Origin of the sequence: Streptomyces sp. NPDC020597 (assembly GCF_044335095.1) — a bacterium.
Lineage (GTDB): Bacteria > Actinomycetota > Actinomycetes > Streptomycetales > Streptomycetaceae > Streptomyces.
Window position 1 is genome coordinate 1 of record NZ_JBIRUL010000031.1, and the last position, 22511, is coordinate 22511.

Annotated in this window: 20 protein-coding genes, 1 rRNA gene, 1 pseudogene and 1 riboswitch; of the genes and pseudogenes, 16 read left to right on the top strand and 6 right to left on the bottom strand. The window is 70.1% G+C overall.

Going from position 1 to position 22511, the window contains the following annotated elements; genetic code table 11:
• From rrf to ACH4ZA_RS33910, 11 genes and pseudogenes are all read left to right on the top strand, one after another.
• Positions 1–95, top strand: a 5S ribosomal RNA gene (gene rrf, locus ACH4ZA_RS33860); the annotation flags it as partial.
• A gap of 109 nt (positions 96–204) precedes the next feature.
• Positions 205–813, top strand: a complete 609-nt coding sequence (locus tag ACH4ZA_RS33865; protein WP_351673219.1) for a CDP-alcohol phosphatidyltransferase family protein — start codon at positions 205–207, stop codon at positions 811–813.
• Positions 814–925: 112 nt separating this feature from the next.
• Positions 926–3421: a sugar phosphate nucleotidyltransferase gene (locus tag ACH4ZA_RS33870; protein WP_398433064.1), complete on the top strand. Its 2496-nt coding sequence runs from the start codon at positions 926–928 to the stop codon at positions 3419–3421.
• A 167-nt stretch (positions 3422–3588) separates the two neighbouring features.
• Positions 3589–4425 carry a DUF881 domain-containing protein gene (locus ACH4ZA_RS33875; protein ID WP_398433065.1) on the top strand — a complete coding sequence of 279 codons (837 nt, stop codon included), beginning with the start codon at positions 3589–3591 and terminating at the stop codon, positions 4423–4425.
• A complete protein-coding gene (locus ACH4ZA_RS33880; protein WP_030798533.1) occupies positions 4422–4754 on the top strand; it encodes a small basic family protein in 333 nt (110 codons plus the stop codon). Before ACH4ZA_RS33875 ends, ACH4ZA_RS33880 begins: the two co-directional genes overlap by 4 nt.
• 5 nt (positions 4755–4759) lie before the next feature.
• Positions 4760–5593, top strand: coding sequence for a DUF881 domain-containing protein (locus ACH4ZA_RS33885; protein WP_398433066.1), 834 nt, complete (start codon positions 4760–4762; stop codon positions 5591–5593).
• A gap of 82 nt (positions 5594–5675) precedes the next feature.
• Positions 5676–6560 carry an FHA domain-containing protein gene (locus ACH4ZA_RS33890; RefSeq protein ID WP_351673241.1) on the top strand — a complete coding sequence of 295 codons (885 nt, stop codon included), beginning with the start codon at positions 5676–5678 and terminating at the stop codon, positions 6558–6560.
• Positions 6561–6602: 42 nt separating this feature from the next.
• Positions 6603–7340, top strand: a complete 738-nt coding sequence (locus tag ACH4ZA_RS33895) for a MerR family transcriptional regulator (RefSeq protein WP_398433067.1) — start codon at positions 6603–6605, stop codon at positions 7338–7340.
• A gap of 84 nt (positions 7341–7424) precedes the next feature.
• Complete coding sequence (locus ACH4ZA_RS33900) at positions 7425–7898, top strand: bifunctional nuclease family protein (protein ID WP_004934251.1); 474 nt, start codon at positions 7425–7427, stop codon at positions 7896–7898.
• Between the two features lie 347 nt (positions 7899–8245).
• Positions 8246–8830: a MerR family transcriptional regulator gene (locus ACH4ZA_RS33905; RefSeq protein WP_398433068.1), complete on the top strand. Its 585-nt coding sequence runs from the start codon at positions 8246–8248 to the stop codon at positions 8828–8830.
• 80 nt (positions 8831–8910) lie between these two features.
• Positions 8911–10482 (top strand): annotated as a pseudogene (locus tag ACH4ZA_RS33910) (DNA polymerase IV).
• Here the strand turns inward: ACH4ZA_RS33910 and ACH4ZA_RS33915 are convergent.
• Positions 10404–10775, bottom strand: a complete 372-nt coding sequence (locus ACH4ZA_RS33915; RefSeq protein ID WP_398433069.1) for a PRC-barrel domain-containing protein — start codon at positions 10773–10775, stop codon at positions 10404–10406. The pseudogene ACH4ZA_RS33910 and the gene ACH4ZA_RS33915 overlap by 79 nt on opposite strands.
• Before the next feature lie 110 nt (positions 10776–10885).
• A riboswitch (glycine riboswitch) is annotated at positions 10886–10981 on the top strand.
• A gap of 182 nt (positions 10982–11163) precedes the next feature.
• On the opposite strand from ACH4ZA_RS33915, the gene gcvP reads away from it, so the two are divergent.
• A complete protein-coding gene (gene gcvP / locus ACH4ZA_RS33920; protein ID WP_398433070.1) occupies positions 11164–14049 on the top strand; it encodes an aminomethyl-transferring glycine dehydrogenase in 2886 nt (961 codons plus the stop codon).
• 51 nt (positions 14050–14100) lie between these two features.
• Here the strand turns inward: gcvP and ACH4ZA_RS33925 are convergent, their stop codons facing one another.
• Complete coding sequence (locus ACH4ZA_RS33925) at positions 14101–14520, bottom strand: molybdopterin-binding protein (RefSeq protein WP_398433071.1); 420 nt, start codon at positions 14518–14520, stop codon at positions 14101–14103.
• A gap of 63 nt (positions 14521–14583) precedes the next feature.
• Complete coding sequence (locus ACH4ZA_RS33930) at positions 14584–14979, bottom strand: molybdopterin-binding protein (protein WP_398433072.1); 396 nt, start codon at positions 14977–14979, stop codon at positions 14584–14586.
• Between the two features lie 455 nt (positions 14980–15434).
• Between ACH4ZA_RS33930 and ACH4ZA_RS33935 the strand changes: the two genes are divergently transcribed.
• The 4 genes from ACH4ZA_RS33935 to ACH4ZA_RS33950 all read left to right on the top strand — a co-directional run bounded on the left by ACH4ZA_RS33935 (position 15435) and on the right by ACH4ZA_RS33950 (position 19737).
• Positions 15435–16730: an extracellular solute-binding protein gene (locus ACH4ZA_RS33935; protein ID WP_398433130.1), complete on the top strand. Its 1296-nt coding sequence runs from the start codon at positions 15435–15437 to the stop codon at positions 16728–16730.
• A gap of 6 nt (positions 16731–16736) precedes the next feature.
• Positions 16737–17735 (top strand): carbohydrate ABC transporter permease, encoded by a 999-nt coding sequence (locus ACH4ZA_RS33940; RefSeq protein WP_398433073.1) that lies wholly within the window; start codon positions 16737–16739, stop codon positions 17733–17735.
• Positions 17736–17842: 107 nt separating this feature from the next.
• Entirely contained in the window at positions 17843–18607 is a 765-nt protein-coding gene (locus ACH4ZA_RS33945) for a carbohydrate ABC transporter permease (protein WP_398433131.1), read from the top strand.
• 56 nt (positions 18608–18663) lie between these two features.
• The gene (locus tag ACH4ZA_RS33950; protein WP_398433074.1) at positions 18664–19737 is read left to right on the top strand and encodes an endo-1,4-beta-xylanase; all 1074 of its coding nucleotides are present in this window, start codon (positions 18664–18666) and stop codon (positions 19735–19737) included.
• Here ACH4ZA_RS33950 and ACH4ZA_RS33955 read toward each other — a convergent pair.
• The 3 genes from ACH4ZA_RS33955 to ACH4ZA_RS33965 form a co-directional block, all read right to left on the bottom strand.
• Entirely contained in the window at positions 19730–20776 is a 1047-nt protein-coding gene (locus tag ACH4ZA_RS33955) for a LacI family DNA-binding transcriptional regulator (protein WP_398433075.1), read from the bottom strand. The genes ACH4ZA_RS33950 and ACH4ZA_RS33955 overlap by 8 nt on opposite strands.
• A 255-nt stretch (positions 20777–21031) precedes the next feature.
• On the bottom strand, positions 21032–21220 hold the full coding sequence (locus tag ACH4ZA_RS33960; RefSeq protein ID WP_351673194.1) for a DUF5999 family protein: 189 nt from the start codon (positions 21218–21220) through the stop codon (positions 21032–21034).
• A 338-nt stretch (positions 21221–21558) separates the two neighbouring features.
• Positions 21559–22149: a hypothetical protein gene (locus ACH4ZA_RS33965; RefSeq protein ID WP_398433076.1), complete on the bottom strand. Its 591-nt coding sequence runs from the start codon at positions 22147–22149 to the stop codon at positions 21559–21561.
• Positions 22150–22511 lie beyond the last annotated feature (362 nt).

Genomic DNA, 22511 nt, shown 5'->3' on the forward strand with positions numbered 1-22511 from the left:
AAACGCCCGGTTACATTCCGAACCCGGAAGCTAAGCCTCACAGCGCCGATGGTACTGCAGGGGGGACCCTGTGGGAGAGTAGGACACCGCCGAACTCCTTTTAGAGCTCTGGCTCTTGGGCACGCAGCCCAAGAGCCAGAGCTTTTTTGCGTTGGGGTAGGGTCAGGGGGAATCGTCGGCTCATTTCCTACTGGAGGCCCCCGGGTGGAGGTCCAGGAGACCCGTGTCCAGACAGACCGGGTCCTCACCATCCCCAACATCCTCAGCATGGCCCGCCTCGTCGGCGTGCCGCTGTTTCTCTGGCTGATCCTGAGGCCCGAGTTCGGAGGTCCGCAGAGCGACGGTTGGGCGCTCCTCGTGCTGGCCTTCAGCGGGGTCAGCGACTATCTGGACGGCATGCTCGCGCGGCGTTGGAACCAGATCAGCAGCCTCGGCCGGCTTCTCGACCCCGCGGCCGACCGGCTCTACATTCTCTCGACATTGGTCGGCCTCACCTGGCGGGAGATTCTGCCACTTTGGTTGACGGCTGTACTGCTTCTGCGTGAGCTGGTTCTGCTGGTGATGGTGGGAGTCCTCCGGCGGCACGGCTATCCGCCGCCGCAGGTGAACTTCCTGGGCAAGGCGGCCACCTTCAACCTGATGTACGCCTTCCCGCTGCTTCTGCTGAGTGACGGAAGCGGGTGGTTGGCGTCACTCGCTGCTATTTTCGGATGGGCGTTCGCCGGATGGGGTACAACGCTGTATTGGTGGGCAGGAGTCCTCTATGTGGTACAGGTCCGCCGCCTGGTTCGAGCGGACACCTTGGCCGGCTGACCTCGCCGATTGGCCGAGCAGTGGCTCGTTGGCCCGCGGTGGAGAAGTGCGGGACAATCCGGATGGGTGGGGTCGGCTAGACCGTCGTCTCTTTTAGGAGGACGCTTCCGACATGAAGGCCGTCGTGATGGCCGGAGGCGAAGGCACGCGCCTTCGCCCTATGACCTCGAGCATGCCCAAGCCGCTCCTGCCGGTGGCCAACCGGCCGATCATGGAGCACGTGCTGAGGCTGCTCAAAAGGCATGGGCTCAATGAGACCGTCGTTACTGTCCAGTTCCTGGCATCGCTCGTCAAGAACTACTTCGGTGACGGCGAAGAGCTCGGAATGGAGCTCAGCTATGCCAACGAGGAGAAGCCACTCGGTACCGCCGGAAGCGTCAAGAACGCAGAGGAGGCGTTGAAGGACGACGCTTTCCTCGTCATTTCCGGTGACGCCCTGACCGACTTCGACCTCACCGAGTTGATCAACTTCCACAAGGAAAAGGGAGCGCTCGTCACGGTCTGTTTGACGCGCGTGCCCAATCCGCTGGAATTCGGCATCACCATCGTCGACGAAGAGGGCAAGGTCGAACGCTTCCTGGAGAAGCCGACCTGGGGCCAGGTCTTCTCGGACACCGTGAACACGGGCATCTACGTCATGGAGCCCGAGGTCTTCGACTACGTGGAGGCCGATGTTCCCGTCGATTGGTCGGGTGACGTCTTCCCGCAGCTGATGAAGGAAGGCAAGCCGGTCTACGGCTACATCGCCGAAGGCTACTGGGAGGACGTGGGCACGCACGAGAGCTACGTCAAGGCCCAGGCCGACGTGCTCGAAGGCAAGGTCGACGTCGAGATCGACGGTTTCGAGATCTCACCGGGCGTCTGGGTCGCCGAAGGCGCCGAGGTGCATCCCGACGCCGTGCTCCGCGGCCCCCTCTACATCGGGGACTACGCGAAGGTCGAGGCCGGCGCCGAAATCCGTGAGCACACCGTGGTCGGATCGAACGTCGTCGTGAAGAGCGGGGCCTTTCTGCACAAGGCCGTCGTGCACGACAACGTCTACGTCGGTCAGCACAGCAATCTGCGTGGCTGCGTGGTCGGGAAGAACACCGACATCATGCGGGCCGCCCGGATCGAGGACGGCGCTGTCATCGGCGACGAATGCCTGATCGGTGAAGAATCGATCGTGCAGGGAAACGTGCGGGTCTATCCCTTCAAGACCATCGAAGCCGGCGCATTCGTCAACACGTCGGTGATCTGGGAGTCCCGCGGACAGGCGCACCTCTTCGGCGCCCGTGGGGTGTCCGGAATCCTGAACGTCGAGATCACGCCCGAACTCGCCGTGCGTCTCGCCGGCGCGTACGCCACGACGCTGAAGAAGGGATCCACGGTCACCACGGCCCGGGACCACTCCCGAGGCGCCCGTGCGCTGAAGCGGGCCGTCATCTCCGCGCTTCAGGCCAGCGCCATCGACGTACGGGACCTGGAGAACGTCCCGCTGCCCGTGGCGCGGCAGCAGACCGCGCGAGGGAGCGCCGGCGGCATCATGATCCGGACCTCGCCCGGGGTGCCGGACTCGGTGGACATCATGTTCTTCGACGGACAGGGCGCCGACCTGTCGCAGGGGAGTCAGCGCAAGCTGGACCGGGTCTTCGCGCGGCAGGAGTACCGGCGTGCCTTCCCGGGAGAGATCGGGGATCTGTACTTCCCGGCCAGCGTCTTCGACGCGTACACCGGGTCGTTGCTGCGGAACGTGGACACGACCGGCATCGCCGAGGCGGGGCTGAAGGTCGTCGTCGACGCGTCGAACGGCAGCGCCGGCCTGGTTCTGCCGAGCCTGCTCGGAAAGCTCGGGGTCGACTCGCTGACGATCAACCCCGGTCTGAACGAGGCACGGCCCACCGAGACGGGCGATCAGCGACGCTCCGGGCTGGTGCGGCTCGGCGAGATCGTGGCGTCGTCGCGGGCCGCGTTCGGTGTGCGGTTCGACCCGGTGGGCGAGCGGCTCTCCCTCGTCGACGAGAAGGGCCGGATCATCGAGGACGACCGGGCGCTGCTCGTCCTTCTCGACCTGGTCGCCGCCGAGCGCCGCAGCGGGCGGGTCGCCCTGCCCGTGACCACGACGAGGATCGCCGAGCAGGTGGCGGCGTACCACGGGACGCAGGTCGAGTGGACGACGACGTCGCCCGACGACCTCACCCGGGTGGGTCAGGACGAGTCGACCATCTTCGGAGGGGACGGCAAGGGCGGTTTCATCGTCCCCGAGTTCAACAGCGTCTTCGACGGCACGGCCGCGTTCGTACGGCTGATCGGGCTGGTGGCCCGCACGCAGCTCACCCTCAGCCAGATCGACGCCCGGATCCCGCGGGCGCACGTCCTGAAGCGGGATCTGGCGACCCCGTGGGCCGTCAAGGGGCTCGTGATGCGGCGGGTCGTCGAAGAGGCCGGAGATCGCTTCGTGGACACCACCGACGGCGTTCGTGTGGTGGAGACGGACGGTCGCTGGGTGATGGTCCTGCCCGACCCCGCGGAGGCCGTCACACACCTGTGGGCGGAGGGGCCGGACGACGCGTCCGCACAGGCCCTGCTCGACGAGTGGTCGACCGTCGTGGACAGCGCCGGGCGCTGAACCACGCGCACGCGTGCGTGCCGGACACGTGTCCCCCAAGGGGACCTGTCCGGCACGCGGGTGGGGCCATTCGGAGGTACCGGGCGCGACGTGCGACGATGTGCGGCATGCCGCAGCCGCCCCCCGTTCGGAGCACAGCCGCGCGCCCTTCGCGCCCGGACGCGTCCATGTCGCTGCTCACCAACGTCATGGACCACAGCCTCGACGACGGTTATGCAGAGGCCGCCGCCCGGAAGCAGGCCGACGGCTCCGGAGGCCTGCCCAGGACGGTGCGGGCAAAGCTCGGGCTGGCCGGCGGGCTGGTGCTCGCGGCCCTGGTGGTCACCGTCGGAGCCGCTCAGGCGCGGGTCGCGGCACCGGTCGTCGCCAAGGAACGCGAGGAGCTGATCGACCGCATCGACCGTGAGACGGAGGCTGCGGACGAGCTGGAGAGCACCGTCGACAAGCTGCGGAGCGACGTGAGCGCCCGGCAGCAGGAGGCGCTCAAGCAGAGCGGCGGGAGCGATCAGGCCGACCTGGCCGGGCTGCTGTCGGGCGCCGTCGCGGTGCACGGCCCGGGAGTGAAGCTCGTCGTGGACGACGCCAAGGAGGCGACCACGGGCGGCGACGGCGACCCGCGCGAGACCTCCGGTTTCTCCGACACCGGGCGGGTCCGCGACCGTGACATGCAGCGCGTGGTCAACGGACTGTGGGCCTCGGGCGCCGAAGCCGTCTCGATCAACGGTCAGCGACTGACGGCGCTCTCCGCGATCAGGGCCGCGGGTGACGCGATACTGGTCGACAACAAGCCGCTGGTGCCCCCGTACACCGTGCTCGCGGTGGGGGACGGGAAAAAGCTCAGCACCAGGTTCCAGAACAGCGCGGACGGGCTGTATCTCAACGCTCTGCAGGAGAACTACGGCATCCGGACCGCCATCTCCGTGGCGAGCGACCTCCGGCTGCCCGCCGCTCCGAGCGTGATCGTCCGCACAGCAAAGCCGCACACCGGGAAGGGCACATCGTGATCGCCGTACTGGGCCTCGTCGTGGGAGTCGTGGCGGGCCTGTTGGTCCAGCCCGAGATTCCGGCAGCCGTCGTCCCCTATCTGCCGATCGCCGTGGTGGCGGCGCTGGACGCCGTGTTCGGCGGGCTTCGGGCCATGCTCGACGGGATCTTCGACGACAAGGTGTTCGTGGTGTCGTTCCTGTCGAACGTGGTGGTCGCCGCGCTGATCGTCTTCCTGGGAGACGAGTTGGGCGTGGGATCGCAGCTGTCGACCGGTGTCGTCGTCGTCCTCGGCATCCGCATCTTCTCCAACGCCGCGGCGATCCGCCGGCACGTGTTCCGGGCGTGAGGGCGATGAGCGACGGGGACGAGACGCCCGAGAACCGGCTGCGCAAGGAACTGCCCGACGAGGTGCCCGTGACGCCGTCCGAAGAGGGACAGGCCCGGGAGCCGGGCGAGACCGCGTCGAACGGCCGTCGGCGGCTGGTGGAGGGGCTCTGGCCGCCGCGGGTGACGCGGGCCCAACTCATCGTGGCCCTGCTGCTGTTCGGCCTGGGCTTCGGCCTGGCGGTGCAGGTCGCGTCCAACAGTGACAGCGGGAACGCGCTGCGCGGTGCGCGTCAGGAAGATCTTGTGCGCATCCTCGATGAACTCGACGACCGAAGTCAGCGTCTTGAGGACGAGAAGCAAGGGCTCGAGAAGCAGCAGCAGGAGCTGGAGAACAGCTCCGACCAGGCTGAAGAAGCTCGCAAGCAGACGGTCGAGAAGGAGAGGCAACTCGGCATTCTGGCGGGCACGGTCGCTGCTCAGGGGCCCGGCATCACGATGACCATCGAGGACAGGAAGGGAGCGGTCGAGGCGGACATGCTGCTCGACGCGATCCAGGAGCTCCGCGCCGCAGGTGCCGAGGCGATCCAGGTGAACGGTGTGCGGGTCGTCGCCGACACCTTCCTGACGGAGTCGGGCGGGGGCGTGAGCGTCGACGGGAACAAGATCGACGCGCCCTACCGTTTCAAGGTCATCGGCAATCCGCAGGACCTCGAGCCGGCGCTGAACATCCCCGGAGGTGTCGTGCAGACCCTCGAAAAGGAGCAGGCCACCGTGGTCGTGGAGCGATCGGGCAAGATCGTTGTGGACGCCTTGCGAGAGGCGAAGCGGCCTGACTACGCTCGGTCGTCGGCGCCGTGAGCGGGGGGCGCATGGGGGGCGTCCGGCAGGGGCATGAGGTTGCGGGGGGTCGACGCACCGATCGGGTGGTGCGTGGTGGAAACTGTCTGGTGGGCACGGACGTTGTGAAGGTGTCCGGGTCGACCGGTGTAATCAGTCAGGGTTCGTCCTGCCCCACGGGCGGGTCTGTTTCGGTCAAGGGGAATCGCCCGTGAAGTTGTTTGCGAAGTTGTTCGGCAAGAGCCCGCGTGAGGGTGGCGACAACGCGACCGCCCGTCATCGCGCACAGCCTGATGCAGAGGGTCAGCGACCGCTGTTCAGGGACCAGGTGGCTGGTTCGGGCGGTGACGTTCCCGGAGGTCAGGGCGCGGCGTCTGTTGACCCTGCGCAGTCCGGCGGCATAGGTTTCGGCCAACCGTCAGCCTCGAGTACGGGTGGAGGGTTTTCCCCTATGTCGGCCCTGGTGTGTACGAGGTGCGGTAACCGCAACGCGGAGAACAGCCGCTTCTGCTCCAACTGTGGTGCGCCGCTGCGTCCCGGGCTGACGCCCGAGCGTGCGTCGGAGACCACCTCCACGATCTCGATCTCCGGTCTCGAGGCGTATGACTCCGAGGTCACCGGGCAGACGCAGTTGCCGGCGCTCTCGCCCGAGGCGCAGGCCGCCGTCGACGCGCTGCCGGTGGGCTCCGCGCTGCTGGTGGTGCGCCGCGGCCCGAACTCGGGCAGCCGCTTCCTCCTGGACGGCGACCTGACCACGGCGGGCCGTCATCCGCAGAGCGACATCTTCCTGGACGACGTGACGGTGTCGCGTCGCCACGTGGAGTTCCGGCGCAACCCGGACGGCACGTTCAAGGTGGCGGACGTCGGCAGTCTGAACGGCACCTACGTCAACCGGGAGCGGATCGACGAGGTCCCGCTGTCGAACGGGGACGAGGTGCAGATCGGCAAGTACCGGCTGGTCTTCTACGCGAGCCAGCGGGGTTACTGACCCGCCCCCGGGCTCTGTCCGGGGGGATCCGAGGGAAGGTCCATGCTGCAAACACCGAGGGGCGGTGCCGGAGCCGGCACCGCCGCCGCGGACGGTGTGCTGATGAGCATCGGCACCGTGCTGAACGCCCTGCGGGACGAGTTCCCGGACGTCACGATCTCCAAGATCCGCTTTCTGGAGTCGGAGGGCCTCATCGAGCCCCAGCGGACCCCTTCGGGCTACCGCAAGTTCAGCGTGCGCGACGTGGAGCGCCTCGGGCACGTCCTGCGGATGCAGAGGGACCACTATCTGCCGCTCAAGGTCATCCGGGAGCACCTGGAGGCCATGGAGCGCGGCGAGGCCGCTCCGCTGCCGACCGTGGGCAGGCAGCGGGACGGGGAGCACGTCCCGGAGGCGTCGGAAGGGCCCACGGTGGCCCGGATCGGCAGGACCGAGCTGCTGGCGGCCGCGGGCATCGGTGAGTCGGAGCTCGAGGAGTGGGAGTCCTACGGGCTCGTCGCGCCCATCGAGGACGGCGTCTACGACGCCGAGGCGGCCACGGTCGCGGCACTCGTCGCCGAGCTGGGGCGGTTCGGGATCGAGCCGCGCCATCTGCGGGTGATGAAGACGGCGGCCGAACGCGAAGCCGGTCTCGTCGACCAGGTGGTCGCACCGCTCAGGCGGCACCGCAACCCGCAGACCCGGGCGCACGCGGAGGCTCGTACCAAGGAGCTCGCGGGGCTCACGGTCCGGCTGCACGCGGCGCTGGTGCAGAGCGCGCTCGGGGTGCGCCTGCCCTGAGCGGGCGGTTTCGCCCAGGGCGGATCGGTCGCCCGATCCCGGCCCGACTACCCAAACGTCCGGGGCACGGCCTAGGGTTGCTGTGTGAACGAGCTCGATGTCGTAGGTGTCCGGGTCGAGATGCCCTCCAACCAACCGATCGTGCTGCTGCGCGAAGTGGGAGGCGACCGTTACCTCCCCATTTGGATCGGACCGGGGGAGGCGACGGCCATCGCCTTCGCCCAGCAGGGCATGGCCCCGGCGCGACCGCTGACCCACGACCTCTTCAAGGACGTGCTGGAGGCCGTCGGCCAGGAGCTCACCGAGGTGCGCATCACGGATCTGCGGGAGGGCGTCTTCTACGCGGAGCTGGTCTTCGCCAGCGGCGTCGAGGTGAGCGCGCGTCCCTCCGACGCCATAGCGCTGGCCCTGCGCACCGGAACGCCGATCTACGGCAGTGACACGGTGCTCGACGACGCGGGGATCGCCATCCCGGACGAGCAGGAGGACGAGGTGGAGAAGTTCCGCGAGTTCCTCGACCAGATCTCGCCCGAGGACTTCGGCACCAGCAACCAGTAGCGACGCGCGGGGGAGCGCACTCCTGCGGCGACCTGCTCGGAGTGACCCGTCGTCCTCGGCAAATGCCGGTGGCGACTGAGAGCGTCCTACGGCTACTTCTCAGCGCATTCGGCTAGCCTTTCCCCGCGGTGAGGTGCGGGAAACCACTCCTAGGGTGATTATCACTCGGCGTGCCGAGTGTGGCGATCGTTGACGCACCCCTGGCGACTGCCTACCGTCGAGAAGGCAGGTCTAGGACGGAGGTCGGCGTGAGAAGCAGCGGCGACGGTACGGCTGGGGGTGCCCCCGGACTCGGTGTCGGGGGAAGCGGTCCGTACCCTCCCCCAAGCTCTCGGCTGCGCTCGGGCATGGGGTACCCCCAGCAGAGCGGCGCGGCCGATCACGCCCCCCAGCGACCGGCGGCCGTGCCGGGCAGCGGAGGGACGGCGGCCATGGCGTCCGAGCAGATCGGCTATCGCGGCCCGACGGCCTGCGCGGCGGCGGGCATCACCTATCGGCAACTGGACTACTGGGCGCGCACCGGGCTCGTCGAGCCGAGCGTGCGGCCCGCTCACGGGTCCGGCAGCCAGCGTCTCTACAGCTTCCGCGACGTCGTCGTCCTGAAGATCGTCAAGAGGTTCCTCGACACCGGGGTGTCGCTGCAGAACATCCGCAGCGCCGTGCAGCATCTGCGGGAGCGCGGGTTCAGTGACCTGGAGCGGATGACGCTGATGAGCGACGGCGCGACGGTGTACGAGTGCACCTCGCCGGACGAGGTCCACGCCCTGCTGCAGGGCGGTCAGGGAGTGTTCGGGATCGCCGTGGGCGTGGTGTGGCGGGACGTCGAGAGCGCGCTGTCGCAGCTGCACGGGGAGCGCGTCGACACCGGGGAGACGCTCGTCGGGCCCAATCCGGCGGACGAACTGGCGCGCAGGCGCAACCGGGCGGTCTGACGCGTCCTCCCGGCGCGTTCTCGCGGGCGCGGGGCGGTGGTGCGACGTCGATGTCAGTGGTGTGGTGCAGCATCGCAGGTGTGAGAAACGCGCCCACGATCCTGCATCTCGACATGGATGCCTTCTTCGCCCAGGCGGAGCAGGCGTCCAAGCCGAGTCTGCGCGGGAAGGCGGTGGTCGTGGGGGGCCTCGGGCCCCGCGGAGTGGTCGCGACGGCGTCCTACGAGGCGCGGGTCTTCGGAGTCCACTCCGCGATGCCCATGGCCCAGGCGCGCAGGCTGGCGCCGAACGCCGCCTATCTGGTGCCGCGGTTCGCCTTCTACCGGTCGATCAGCGAGCAGGTCATGGCGCTGCTGAGGGCGCTGTCGCCGCTGGTGGAGCCACTGAGTCTGGACGAGGCGTTCGTGGACCTGGAGGCCGGCGGGGCGGCCTGGGACGGGGATTCGGCGCGGCTGGCCGGCGCCAGACTGCGCGCCGACATACGGGCGGTCACCGGTCTCACGGGGTCGGTGGGTCTGGCCTCCTGCAAGATGCTCGCGAAGATCGCCTCGGAGCAGGCGAAACCCGACGGCCTGGTGCTCATCGAGCCGGGCACCGAGCGGCAGCTGCTCGGGCCCATGCCGGTGCGGACGCTGCCGGGGGTGGGTCCTGCCACGGGGGACCATCTGCGGCGGGCCGGGATCACCACGGTCGACGAGATCGCGGAGGCCGGTGAGGACGAACTGGTGCGGCTGCTGGGGAAGGCGCACGGTCATGCGCTCCACGCCATGGCGCTGGCGCGTGACGACCGGCCCGTGGTGGCCGAGCGGGAGACCAAGTCGGTGTCGGTCGAGGACACGTACGACGTCGACATTCACGACCGGGTCCGGGTGGGGCTGGAGGTGCAGCGGCTCGCGGACCGGTGTGTGCGCAGGCTCCGGGAGGCCGGACTGTCGGGTCGGACGATCGTGCTGAAGGTGCGGCGGTATGACTTCTCGACGCTCACCCGGTCCGAGACCCTGCGCGGGCCCACGGACGATCCGGCGGTGATCGGGGAGGCGGCGGCACGGTTGCTGGAGTCCGTGGACACCACGGGCGGGGTGCGGCTGCTGGGCGTGGGCGTCAGCGGTCTGGCGGACTTCACGCAGGAGGACCTGTTCGCACAGGCCGCGGGGGCGCAGGCGGGCGAGTCCGCGCAGGCGCCGAGGGCGGAGCCCGCCGCCGAGGAGCCGGCGTCGACCCTTGCACCGGCTCCGGCGTCGGACCCGGCGCCGGCGGAGCGTCAGTGGCGTCCGGGGCACGATGTGCGGCACGCCGAGCTCGGGCCCGGGTGGGTGCAGGGCAGTGGGCTGGGCCGGGTCACCGTGCGGTTCGAGACGCCGGATTCGCCGCCGGGCCGGGTGCGCACGTTTCGCACCGACGATCCGCGGTTGGCGCCGGCGGACCCGCTGCCGCTGGTGCGGCGAGGGCCGGAGGAGGGCGAGGGGCCGGCGGGCGGTGCGCGGGCACGGTCGCTGGCGCCCGAGAGTCGCACGGAGTGAGGTCGGGGGGCTGTGGGGCCGTTCGGGGGACAGGGGCTGCGGGGCTGCCGGGGTCAGCTGTCGTCCGTGCCCGCCAGCCGGCCGAAGTCGTGGTCCGGCAGCGGGGGAGGGGCCGCCACGTCCAGACCGTAGTGGTGGTAGAGCTGGAGTTCCTGCTCCGGGGAGAGGTGGCGGCCCACGCCGAAGTCCGGGGCGTCCTTGATCAGCGCCCGGTCGAACGGGATGTGCAGGGTCCCCTCGACCAGTTCGCTGGGCTCCAGGGGGACGAAGGCGTCACGGGAGAACAGGCCCGTGCGGATGGCGGCCCACTCCGGCACGCCGGTCGCGTCGTCGAGGTAGACCTCGTCGACGGTGCCTATCTTCGCCCCGTTGCGGTCGAACGCCTTGCGGCCGATCAGGTTGCGCGGATCGATGTCGGTCTGCACGGGCCCTCCTCTTGGTCGCAGCTCGTCCGTAAGGACTACGAAAGAGCACATTGAGGCGAGCGGCCACTCGAGAGGCCCGTTGACCTCGCTGGTAGTCTGGCAACGGCTGCTGACCCCGTGCGGGAGAGTCCTCCGGAGACCACCGGAGGCGCCGAAGGAGCAAATCCTCCCCGGAATCTCTCAGGCTCACGTACCGCATGGACGAGGTCACTCTGGAAAGCAGGGCGGGTGCCGACGGCGTCGACGGTGTCCGCTCTCACCGACGGTGAAAGCCGGTCGTCCGCGGGCGACCGGTGAAGCTCTCAGGTTGAGATGACAGAGGGGGAGGCCGTCCGGGTACCCGCCGTGGTGACCCTCGAAGGTCGTGTCAGACCAGGAGGCCTCCGTAATGACCGCCCATCGCATTCCGCTCTCCGAGCTCGAGCAGGGAATCCCCTTCGAGCAGCGCCACATCGGGCCCGACCACGAGGCGCGGGCCAAGATGCTCGCGCACGTCGGCTACGGCTCGCTCGACGAGCTCACCGCCGCCGCGGTCCCCGACGTGATCAAGAACGCCGACGCGCTGGACCTGCCGGGCGCGCGCACCGAGGCCGAGGTGCTGGCCGAGCTGCGCTCCCTGGCCGACCGCAACCAGGTGCTCGACCCGATGATCGGCCTCGGCTACTACGGCACCTTCACGCCGCCGGTCATCCTGCGCAACGTCATGGAGAACCCGGCCTGGTACACCGCGTACACGCCGTACCAGCCGGAGATCTCCCAGGGGCGGCTCGAGGCCCTGCTGAACTTCCAGACGATGGTCGCCGACCTGACGGGTCTGCCGACCTCGGGTGCGTCGCTGCTCGACGAGGGCACGGCGGCCGCCGAGGCGATGGCGTTGTCCCGGCGCGTGGGGAAGAACCGGAAGGGTCTCTTCCTTATCGACGCGGACGCGCTGCCGCAGACCATCGCCGTGATCGAGACGCGTGCCGAGCCGACCGGCGTCGAGGTCGTCGTCGCCGATCTGAGCGGCGGTATTCCTGCGGAGATCGCGGAGCGCGAGATCAACGGCGTGCTCGTCCAGTACCCCGGCGCCTCGGGCGCGGTGCGGGACCTCAAGGCGCTCATCGACCAGGCGCACGGGCTCGGCGCGCTCGTCACCGTCGCCGCGGACCTGCTCGCGCTGACCCTGCTGAAGTCGCCCGGCGAGCTGGGCGCGGACATCGCGGTCGGCACCACGCAGCGGTTCGGCGTGCCGATGGGCTTCGGCGGGCCGCACGCCGGCTACATGGCGGTGCACGAGAAGTTCGCGCGGAGCCTGCCCGGCCGCCTGGTGGGCGTGTCCGTGGACGCGGACGGGAACAAGGCCTACCGGCTCGCGCTGCAGACGCGTGAGCAGCACATCCGGCGCGAGAAGGCGACGAGCAACATCTGCACCGCGCAGGTGCTGCTGGCCGTCATGGCCGGGATGTACGCGGTCTACCACGGTCCCGACGGGCTGCGGGCGATCGCCCGGCGCACGCACCGGTACGCCGCGATCATCGCCGCTGGGCTCGAGGCCGGCGGCGTCGAGGTGACGCACCGGGCGTACTTCGACACGCTGACCGTGCGGGTGCCCGCGAAGGCCGCCGAGGTCGTCGCCGCGGCGCGGGACCACGGGGTCAACCTGCACCTCGTCGACGCCGACCATGTGGCGCTCTCCTGTGACGAGACCACCGGGCGCGCCCAGGTCGCCGCGGTCTGGGCGGCCTTCGGGGTGGACGGCGACATCGCGTCGCTCGACGCGGCCGTCGAGGACGCCCTGCCCGCCGGGCTGCTGCGGACCGACGACATCCTGACCCACCCCGTCTTCCAGCTGCACCGCTCCGAGACCGCGATGCTGCGCTACCTGCGCCGGCTGGCCGACCGGGACTACGCGCTCGACCGGGGCATGATCCCGCTGGGCTCGTGCACCATGAAGCTCAACGCCACCACCGAGATGGAGCCGGTCACCTGGCCCGAGTTCGGGCAGATGCACCCCTTCGCCCCCGCCGAACAGGCCCAGGGCTACCTGACGCTCATCCGGGAACTGGAGGAGCGGCTCGCGGAGGTCACCGGGTACGACAAGGTGTCCCTGCAGCCGAACGCCGGGTCGCAGGGCGAGCTGGCGGGGCTGCTCGCCGTGCGCGGGTACCACCGGGGCAACGGCGACGAGCAGCGCACGGTGTGCCTGATCCCGTCCTCCGCGCACGGCACGAACGCGGCGAGCGCCGTGATGGCCGGCATGAAGGTCGTCGTCGTGAAGACCGCCGAGGACGGCGAGATCGACGTCGACGATCTGCGCGCGAAGATCGAGCAGTACCGGGACGAGCTGTCGGTGCTGATGATCACCTACCCGTCCACGCACGGCGTGTTCGAGGAGCACGTCGCCGACATCTGCGCCCAGGTGCACGAGGCCGGCGGTCAGGTGTACGTCGACGGCGCGAACCTCAACGCGCTCGTCGGGCTCGCCAAGCCGGGGCACTTCGGCGGCGACGTCTCCCATCTGAACCTGCACAAGACGTTCTGCATCCCGCACGGCGGCGGCGGTCCGGGCGTCGGGCCGGTGGCCGTGCGGTCGCATCTGGCGCCGTATCTGCCGAACCACCCGCTGCAGCCCGCCGCGGGGCCGGAGACCGGCGTGGGGCCGATCTCGGCGGCTCCGTGGGGCTCCGCGGGGATCCTGCCGATCTCCTGGGCGTACGTGCGGCTCATGGGCGGTGAGGGCCTCAAGCGGGCCACGCAGGTGGCCGTGCTGAGCGCCAACTACGTCGCCAAGCGGCTGGAGCCGCACTACCCGGTGCTCTACAACGGTCCGGGCGGGCTGGTCGCGCACGAGTGCATCATCGACCTGCGCCCGTTGACCAGGACGACGGGTGTGACCGTGGACGACGTCGCCAAGCGGCTCATCGACTACGGGTTCCACGCGCCGACGATGTCGTTCCCGGTGGCGGGGACGCTGATGATCGAGCCGACCGAGTCCGAGGACCTGATCGAGCTCGACCGGTTCTGCGACGCGATGATCGCCATCCGCGCGGAAATCGAGAAGGTCGGCGCGGGCGCGTGGCCGGCCGACGACAACCCGCTCGTCGGCGCTCCGCACACCGCGGCCGCGCTCGGCGGCGACTGGGAGCACGCGTACTCGCGTGACGAGGCGGTCTTCCCCGGCGGGGTGTCCGCCGCCGACAAGTACTGGCCGCCGGTGCGCCGTGTCGACCAGGCCTTCGGCGACCGCAACCTGGTCTGCTCGTGCCCGCCGCTGGACGCGTACGAGGACTGATCCGGAGCGAGTGAGGGGCCCCGTCCGTCACGGACGGGGCCCCTCGTCGTTCTACGCCGTCGCCAGGGACACCTCGGTCGACTTGATCAGCGCGATGACGTCGGAGCCCACGAACAGACCGAGGTCGATCGCCGCCTCCTTGGTGATCGCCGCGGTGAGTTCGCCGCCGTCCACGGTGATCTTCACCGAGGCCATGACCGAGCCGAGGACGAGGCCGGTGATGGTGCCGGGCAGCCGGTTGCGGATCGAGAGGCCGGCCACCTGGCCGGTGGAGAGGGAGACCTCCGTCGACTTCACCAGGGCGTGGACGGCGGCGCCGGGCGCGAGGGCGAGTTGCTCCGATGCCTCCAGGGTGATGGCCGCCGTGAGGTGCTGGCCCCCGTCGAGGCGGATCTTCACGAGGGCCATGACCTGGCCGGGTTGGACGGCGGTGACGGTGCCGGGAAGCTGGTTGCGGATGCTCAAGCTCATGGGCGTCAACGGTACGGCCCTCGCGGTCTTTTGGCGGGTATGCCCGCTCTGTGCCGCCTTCGGTCACACCCGGTCGATGTGTACGTTTGTCGACTTCACGCGGGCCGTCGCCTCCATGCCCACCTCGAGTCCGAGTTCCTCGACCGCCTCCCGGGTCAGCAGGGACACCAGGCGGTGCGGGCCGGCCTGGATCTCCACCTGGGCGGCCACGTCACCCAGCTTGATCGCGGTGACGATGCCGGGGAAGGCGTTGCGGACCGAGGTGCGGGGGGTGTCGTCCTCCGCGCCGCCCGATCGGGCGAGTTCCACGGAGAAGGCGGCGAGGGCCCTGCCGTCCACGAGGCGTCGTCCGGTCTCGTCGCGATGGGTCGACACGCGGCCGGCGTCCGCCCAGCGGCGCGCCGTGTCGGGGCTGACGCCGAGCAGTCGTGCCGCCTGGCCGATCGTGTAGCTCTGCATGCGGTCACCCTAGGGCCGCGAGGCGGTCCGGCGGACGCGGGGCCGGTGCGGCGAGTGCCGGTCGACGGGGTGTGGCGGACGCCGGGGTGTGGCGGACGCCGATGGGGGCGATCGGCACGGTGGTGCCGCGGTGTCTCCTGGCCGAGAGGTGCGGGCCCCTGGTCCGGCCCCGTTCGGCTTCCGCCGCGCCTTCCCGGCTGTCGTTCGGCACCGGTAAGGCTCATCTCGGCCATTCTGTCACGTCGATCTCCACTCCGTAACGTTCGCCGTGTGATCCGAATGTTTCGCTGCCTCTTGAGGTCTACCGGGGCCTCCATGGGTGGCCTTTCATGAACAGGCCTCTGGATTCTCTGTGTTCAAGGGGTTGCCACCCGTCGAAAGGTGTCTCTAGGGTGCGGCAGCAGCGAACCTTTCTGGATCTGGTTCGAAACTTTCGATCTCTCAAGGAGCGCATGATGGGCGACCCGGCACTCTCCCGCCGAGGCTTCCTGGCGGCCTCCGCCGCGGCCGGTCTGGGCATGACGGCACTGAGCGCCTGCGGCGGCGACTCGGACGGGGGGTCGTCGTCGGGGACGACCACCATCGAGTGGTGGAACATCTCCACCACTCAGCCGACCAAGGACGTGTGGGCCGCACTGGCCAAGCGGTTCGAGGCGCAGAACCCCAAGGTGAAGGTCAAGATCGTCCAGTTGGAGAACGACGCCTACAAGTCGAAGATGACGGCGCTGACCGCCTCGGGGAAGCTCCCCGACATCTTCCACACCTGGGGCGGGGGTGTCCTGAAGCAGCAGGTCGACGCCGGGCTCGTCGAGGACCTCACCGACCGGGCCAAGGGCTGGGGCGAGGGCCTGCTGTCGGTCGCCCGGGAGCCGTATCTGATCGACGACAAGGCCTACGGCATACCGTTCGACATCGGCATGATCGGCTTCTGGTACAACAAGGCGCTCTTCAAGCAGGCCGGCGTCAGCGCGCCCCCCACCACCTGGAGCGGCTTCCTCGACGCCGTCCGCAAGCTCAAGGCCGCCGGAATCACCCCGCTCGCCCTGGCCGGCAAGGAGAAGTGGCCCGGCATGTACTACTGGGCCTACCTCGCGATGCGCACCGCCGGCGTCGACGCCCTGCAGAAGGCCGGGGACGACAAGGACTTCACCGGTGACGGATTCGTCCAGGCCGGACAGCACCTGCAGAACCTCGTGGATCTGCAGCCGTTCCAGAAGGGCTTCCTCGGCGCCGCTTACTCCAGCCCCACCGGGCAGGCGGCGGCCGTCGGCAACGGCAAGGCGGCGATGGAACTCATGGGCCAGTGGGCGCCGGTCGTGGAGGCCGACGCCGGCAAGGGACTCGGCGCGAACCTCGGGTTCTTCCCGTTCCCGGCGGTCGAGGGCGGCAAGGGCGTGATCACCGAGGTGTTCGGCGGCGGCGGAGGGCACGCCCTGCGCAAGGGCGCCCCGCAGGCCGCAGTCGACTTCCTGAAGTTCTTCGCCTCCGCCGCCACGGACACCGAGCTGGTCAAGAAGACCGGTGTGCTGCCCGTCGTCCCGGCCGCCGAGAGCGCCCTGACCGACCCGAACATCAAGGCCGTGCAGGCGCAGCTGAAGGGCGCCACCGGCTTCCAGCTCTACCTCGACCAGGCGTACGCGCCCGCCCTCGGCCAGGAGGTCAACGACAGCGTCGCCGCCCTGATCTCCGGTTCGAAGTCACCGAAGCAGGTCAGCGAGTCGATCACCAAGGTCGCGAAGGAAGAGCAGTAGTCGGCGATGACCTCCACCTTCCTCCCGGACAAGCGCAGCGGTCCGGACGTCGAACCCGCGCCGCCGGCCGTCGCCGCGCGGCGTGCGCGGGCTCGCCGACGGACCCTGCACTGGCTCACCGCCGTCGGCTTCCAGGTGCCCGCGCTGCTGCTGTTCGGCACGCTCGTGCTGCTGCCGATGCTGTTCGCGGTGTACGCCGCCTTCTTCCGCTGGGGCGGCTTCGGCATGCCCGAGGACTTCGTCGGCGGCGACAACTTCACCCGGCTGTTCGAGGACCCGGTGTTCCTCGGCGACCTGTGGCGCTGCGTGCTGCTGGTCGGCCTCTCGCTCCTGCTGCAACTGCCGTTCGCGCTGGCCCTCGCCGTCGCGCTGAACCAGAAGATCCGCGGCCGGGCCGTCTACCGGATGCTGTTCTTCGCGCCGTACATCCTCTCCGAGGCCATCACCGGCGTGCTGTTCAGCATGATCTTCGCCCCGGACGCCGGCCTGGCCGACCACGTGCTCGGCGCCGTCGGACTGGACGGCTTGGGCGGGCAGTGGTTCGCCGACCCCTCCACCGTCATGGCCACCCTCTTCCTGGTCATGACGTGGAAGTACTTCGGCTTCCACATGATGCTCTACCTGGCCGGACTGCAGTCCATCCCGGCCGAGCTGACCGAGGCGGCCCTGATCGACGGGGCCGGCCCCTGGCAGCGCTTCCGCAACGTCACCCTGCCGCTGCTCGCGCCGACCCTGCGGATCAGCGTCTTCCTGTCGGTCATCGGCGCGATCCAGCTCTTCGACCTGGTGTGGGTCGTCACCGCGGGCGGTCCCGACCACCACTCCGAGACGATGGCCGTGACCATGTTCCAGTACGGCTTCAAGCGCTACCAGGTCGGCTACGCCAGCGCGATCAGCGTCGTCATGTTCGGCATCTGCCTCGTCTTCGCCCTCGCCTACCAGCGGTTCGTGCTCCGCCGAGACCTCCAGGGCGCCACCACGACCATGCGAGGAGGCGGCGCGTGAGCATCGCCAAGACCGACCGCCGCACGAACCCCGGGACGCGGCGGAGCGCGCGCGGGACCGGCCGGAACCTGCCGCTGCACCTCGTCCTCGGGCTCGTCGGCCTGGTGATGGCCGTGCCCCTCGTGTACGCCGTGCTGTCCGGGTTCAAGTCCACCGACCAGCTCTCGCGCAACCCCATCGGCCTGCCCGACCCGTGGGTGCCGTCCAACTACACCGACATCCTCGGCGACGGCTCGTTCTGGCGACTGGTCGGCAGCAGCACCCTCATCGCGGTGGGGACGACCCTGGTCGTCGTCTCGGTGTCCGCGCTCGCGGCGTTCTCCTTCGCCCGGTTCGCCTTCCGGGGCAGGGAGCTGCTGTTCACCCTGTTCACCATGGGGCTGATGTTCCCGTTCGCGGTGGCGGCCCTGCCCCTGTTCCTGCTGCTGCGCTCCATCGGCCTGCTGGACAACCCCCTCGGGGTGATCCTGCCGCAGGCCGCGTTCGGACTGCCGATGACGATCGTCGTCCTGCGCGGCTTCTTCCGTGAGATACCCGCCGAGCTGGAGGAAGCGGCCACCCTGGACGGCTGCGGTCCGCTCGGCTTCTTCTGGCGGATCCTGCTGCCCATGGCCAGGCCGGCCCTCGGCACGGTCTCCGTCCTCGCCGTGGTCGGCAGCTGGAACAACTTCCTGCTGCCGCTGCTGGTGTTCAACGAACCCACCTGGTGGACCATCCCGATCGGGGTCCAGCAGTTCCAGGGGCAGTACTCGGCCGAGTACGCGCGCGTCTTCGCCTATCTCGTCCTCGCCATGGTCCCCGCCCTGGCCTTCTACTCCGTCGCCGAGCGCCAGCTCGTCGGCGGCCTCTCCGCCGGCGCCACGAAGGGATGACCCGCGCCCCCGGACCCGTACGGCTCGCCCACCCGCCCACCGTGAGGAGTCGCACCATGCCCAGCACCGCCCGCACCCGGTTCAGACTCGCCGGCGCCCTCGCCACCGTCCTGGTCGCCGCCGGCGTGGTCACCGGACCGGCCGCACAGGCCCACGAGCAACCCGCGCACGGAAAACCGTCCCGCGCCACCCTCGCCGACCTCGCCCAGCGCCACGGCCGCTACTTCGGCAGCGCCACCGACAACCCCGAACTCACCGACACCGCCTACACGAAGATCCTGGGCCACGAGTTCGACATGATCACCCCGGGCAACGGCATGAAGTGGTACGCCACCGAGCCCCAGCAGGGCGTCTTCGACTGGACCGCCGGCGACCAGATCGCAGACCTCGCGCGCGCCCACCACCAGAAGGTGCGCGCCCACACCCTGGTCTGGCACAGCCAGCTGCCGGACTGGCTGACGGCCAAGCAGTGGACGGCCGACGAGCTGCGGGCCGTGCTGAAGAACCACATCCAGACCGAGGTCCGCCACTACCGGGGCAAGGTCTACGCCTGGGACGTCGTCAACGAGGCGTTCAACGAGGACGGCACCTACCGCGAGACGGTCTTCTACAAGACCCTCGGCCCCGGCTACATCGCCGACGCCCTGCGCTGGGCGCACCAGGCCGACCCGAGGGCGAAGCTCTACCTCAACGACTACAACATCGAGGCCGTCGGCCCGAAGAGCGACGCCTACTACGCCCTCGCCCGGCAGCTGAAGGCGCAGAAGGTCCCGCTCGACGGCATCGGTCTGCAGGCCCACCTCGCCCTGCAGTACGGCTATCCCACGACCCTCGAGAACAACCTCCGCCGCTTCTCACGGCTCGGCCTGGACACCGCGCTCACCGAGGTCGACGTCCGGATGCTGCTGCCCGCGACCGAGGAGAAGCTGGCCCAACAGGCCGACTGGTACCGGGACATGACCAAGGCGTGCCTCGCGGTGCGGCGATGTGTCGGCATCACGATCTGGGACTACACGGACAAGTACTCGTGGATTCCGGCGTTCTTCCCCGGCGAGGGCGCGGCCCTGCCCTGGGACGAGCAGCTCGCGCCGAAGCCGGCGTACCAGGCGATCCGGGAGGCGCTCAGCTAGCCCCACGGGGCTGCGCGGTGCTGGCCCGCACCACCAGCTCCGTGCCCAGTTCCACCCGCGGCGAGTCGGGGCGCTCGCCGCGGGCCAGGCTCAGGACCGTGCGGACGGCGAGTTTGCCCATCTCGGCCAGGGGCTGACGGACGGTGGTCAGGGGCGGGGCCGACCAGCGGACCTCCGGCAGGTCGTCGAAGCCGACCACGCTCATGTCCTCCGGGGTGCGCAGACCGCGCCGGCGCAGCGCCTCGATCGCCCCGAGCGCCATCTGGTCGCTGGCCGCGAACACCGCGGTCGGCGGTTCGGGCAGGTCGAGCAGGGCGTTGCAGCCGGTGAAGCCCGACTCGGGGTGGAAGTCCCCGGGGACGACGAGGGCGTCGTCGACGGCGAGGCCGGCCGCCTCCAGGGCGGCGCGGTAGCCGTCGAAGCGGGCGCGCGAGCACAGCAGCCGGGACGGGCCCGCGATCAGGCCGATCCTGCGGTGGCCCAGCGACAGCAGGTGCTCGGTGGCCGCGAGGCCGCCGGACCAGTTGGCCGCGCCGACGGTCGCCGTGTCGGCGGCGGGGGAGCCGGTCGGGTCGACGACGACCAGGGGAACGCCCAGCACGCGCAGCTGCTCGTGGAGGGTGGGCTCCAGGGCCGAGGTGACCAGGACGACGCCGTCGGAGGCGCGCGAGCGCAGGTTGCGCATCCACTCGCGGGCATCGCCCGAGCGTCCGTGGATCGCCGACACCACCGTGCCGACCCCGGCGGCGTGGGCGGCCTCCTCCACACCGCGGATGATCTCCACCGCCCACGGGCTGTCGAGGTCGTTGAAGACGAGGTCGAGCAGGGAGGCGCGGGTCGGCGCCGAGGCGGGGCGCTTGCGGTAGCCGTGCAGCTGCAGCAAGTCCTCGATCCGGGCCCGGGTCCGCGGCGACACGTCGGAGCGGCCGTTGACGACCCGGGACACGGTCGGCACCGAGACGCCGGCCTGCCGGGCGATCTCCGTGATCGTGACCCTGACCTCGATCCGGGACGCGGGCGTCGCATCGTCCGTCGTCACTGCCCACCTCCGCCGTATCCGCTCCGGGCGCCGCCGCCGAAACTTCCAGGAGTCTTCCGGAAAAAACGCCGCCGCGGGAGACGTTCACGCCGTCGTGTCGTGCGGAGACCGGCGGGTTACCCGCAGTGACCGGCGGTCGACACGCGTGGGGGCCGGTTCGCAGTGGTCGCTGCGGCCGGCCCCTCGAGTCTGCGGACGGCGGTCCCGCGCCGTCCGTGGGTACTGCGCCCGTCCGGTCGTCGCCGGGCGGGAGGCCTAGGCGGCGGTCACGACCCGGTGGGGGGCGATGACCTGGCCGTCCGGCAGGAGCTCACCGGTGTCCTCGAAGAGCAGGACGCCGTTGCACAGCAGGCTCCAGCCCTGTTCCGGGTGGTGCGCCACGAGGCGGGCGGACTCCCGGTCGGCTGAGGTCGCTGGCGGGCACGGTGGCTGGTGCTGGCACATGGGTGGGAACTTCCGCTCTGGCGTGAGGTGTGAGATGGATGTGGTGTCTGTCCCGCGGCGTGAAACGTCGTTCATGGCCGCCCCCCGTTGTGATAAGTCGGTCGGAACCAGTGTTGCCCCACGGACGTCGATCCGCAGGGATTTCGCGTCACCGCTTCTCACAGGTTCATGACGCGTCACCCGCGCGGGCGGTTCATCGCCACCGCACCGTCCCTTCGGGTGGTTCCCGATGGCCGGATGGGGCTACGTCGGCTTCTGGTCCGGCGGTGCGCAGCGCCGTACCCCGTCGCCGGGCCGCGGCGACGGGGTACGGGGGGCCGGTGCGGGGGCCGCAGCGGTCAGGCGGGTGAGCCGAGCAGCGGGGGCGGGGCGGGCGTGACGCGGAGGGTGAGCACCGGGAGCAGCTCGGCCACCCGGTGCGGGCGGTGGGCGGCGATCCCGGGCGGCGCAGGGGCCAGCGGAACCAGCAGGTCGGCCGGATCGGGATGACCGGTGGTGCCGTCCGATGCGCTGTCGCCGTGCAGCCACAGGGTGAGCATGTACAGCCCCGGCACCGACAGCAGCCGTGCCTGGCAGTTCTGGGCGACCGACTCGGCCTGGCGCAGGGCCCGCTCCGTGGAGGCGATGTACGGGCCTTCGAAGAAGTGTGAGAACGCCCAGCCGTCGGGGGTGAGCCGGGTCTCGGCGGCGGCCACGGCCCGGTCGCCGCAGCGGATCAGGAAGCGCCAGCCGGCCAGCCGGGTCGCGGCCAGGCCTTCCGGGGTGATCGCGTCCAGGACGTGCAGAGGCAGAGGGAGGTCGGGGACGGCGTCCTGCTGGGCGGTGCGCAGGGACGGCGTACGGGCCTCGCGGACGGCGGTGGGGGAACCGAGTGCCGTGAGGACCGAGCGCAGGGCGGGCGCGGGAGCCGGGGGGACATGCAAAGGCATGGTGGGTCGCCTCTCAATTCGACAGGCACGGTGGCGCGAGGGCGTGGGCGGACGGCGCTGTCAGCTAGCTCTCTCGAGGTCGGAGAGGCGGGGGCCCGGTCCGGGGGAGGTGCGGGGGTGCGCGAGCGGCCTGCCGTCTCCTCGACGACAGGCTCCTTCGACCGTGGGCGCCAACCTTCTCTGCCTTGTTTGTGGAGTTTATACGACACGTGTTCAGACGGTGTTTCGTCTAGTCGATTCCGGGACACTCGGCAAGTGTTCTGCCGGTCGGCGATACGTGTGAAAAATCCCGATTCCGAGCAGGGTCGCTCCTCGATGACCTCAGGTGGTGCCGCGCCGGACGGTCGGCCCATTCTCATCGG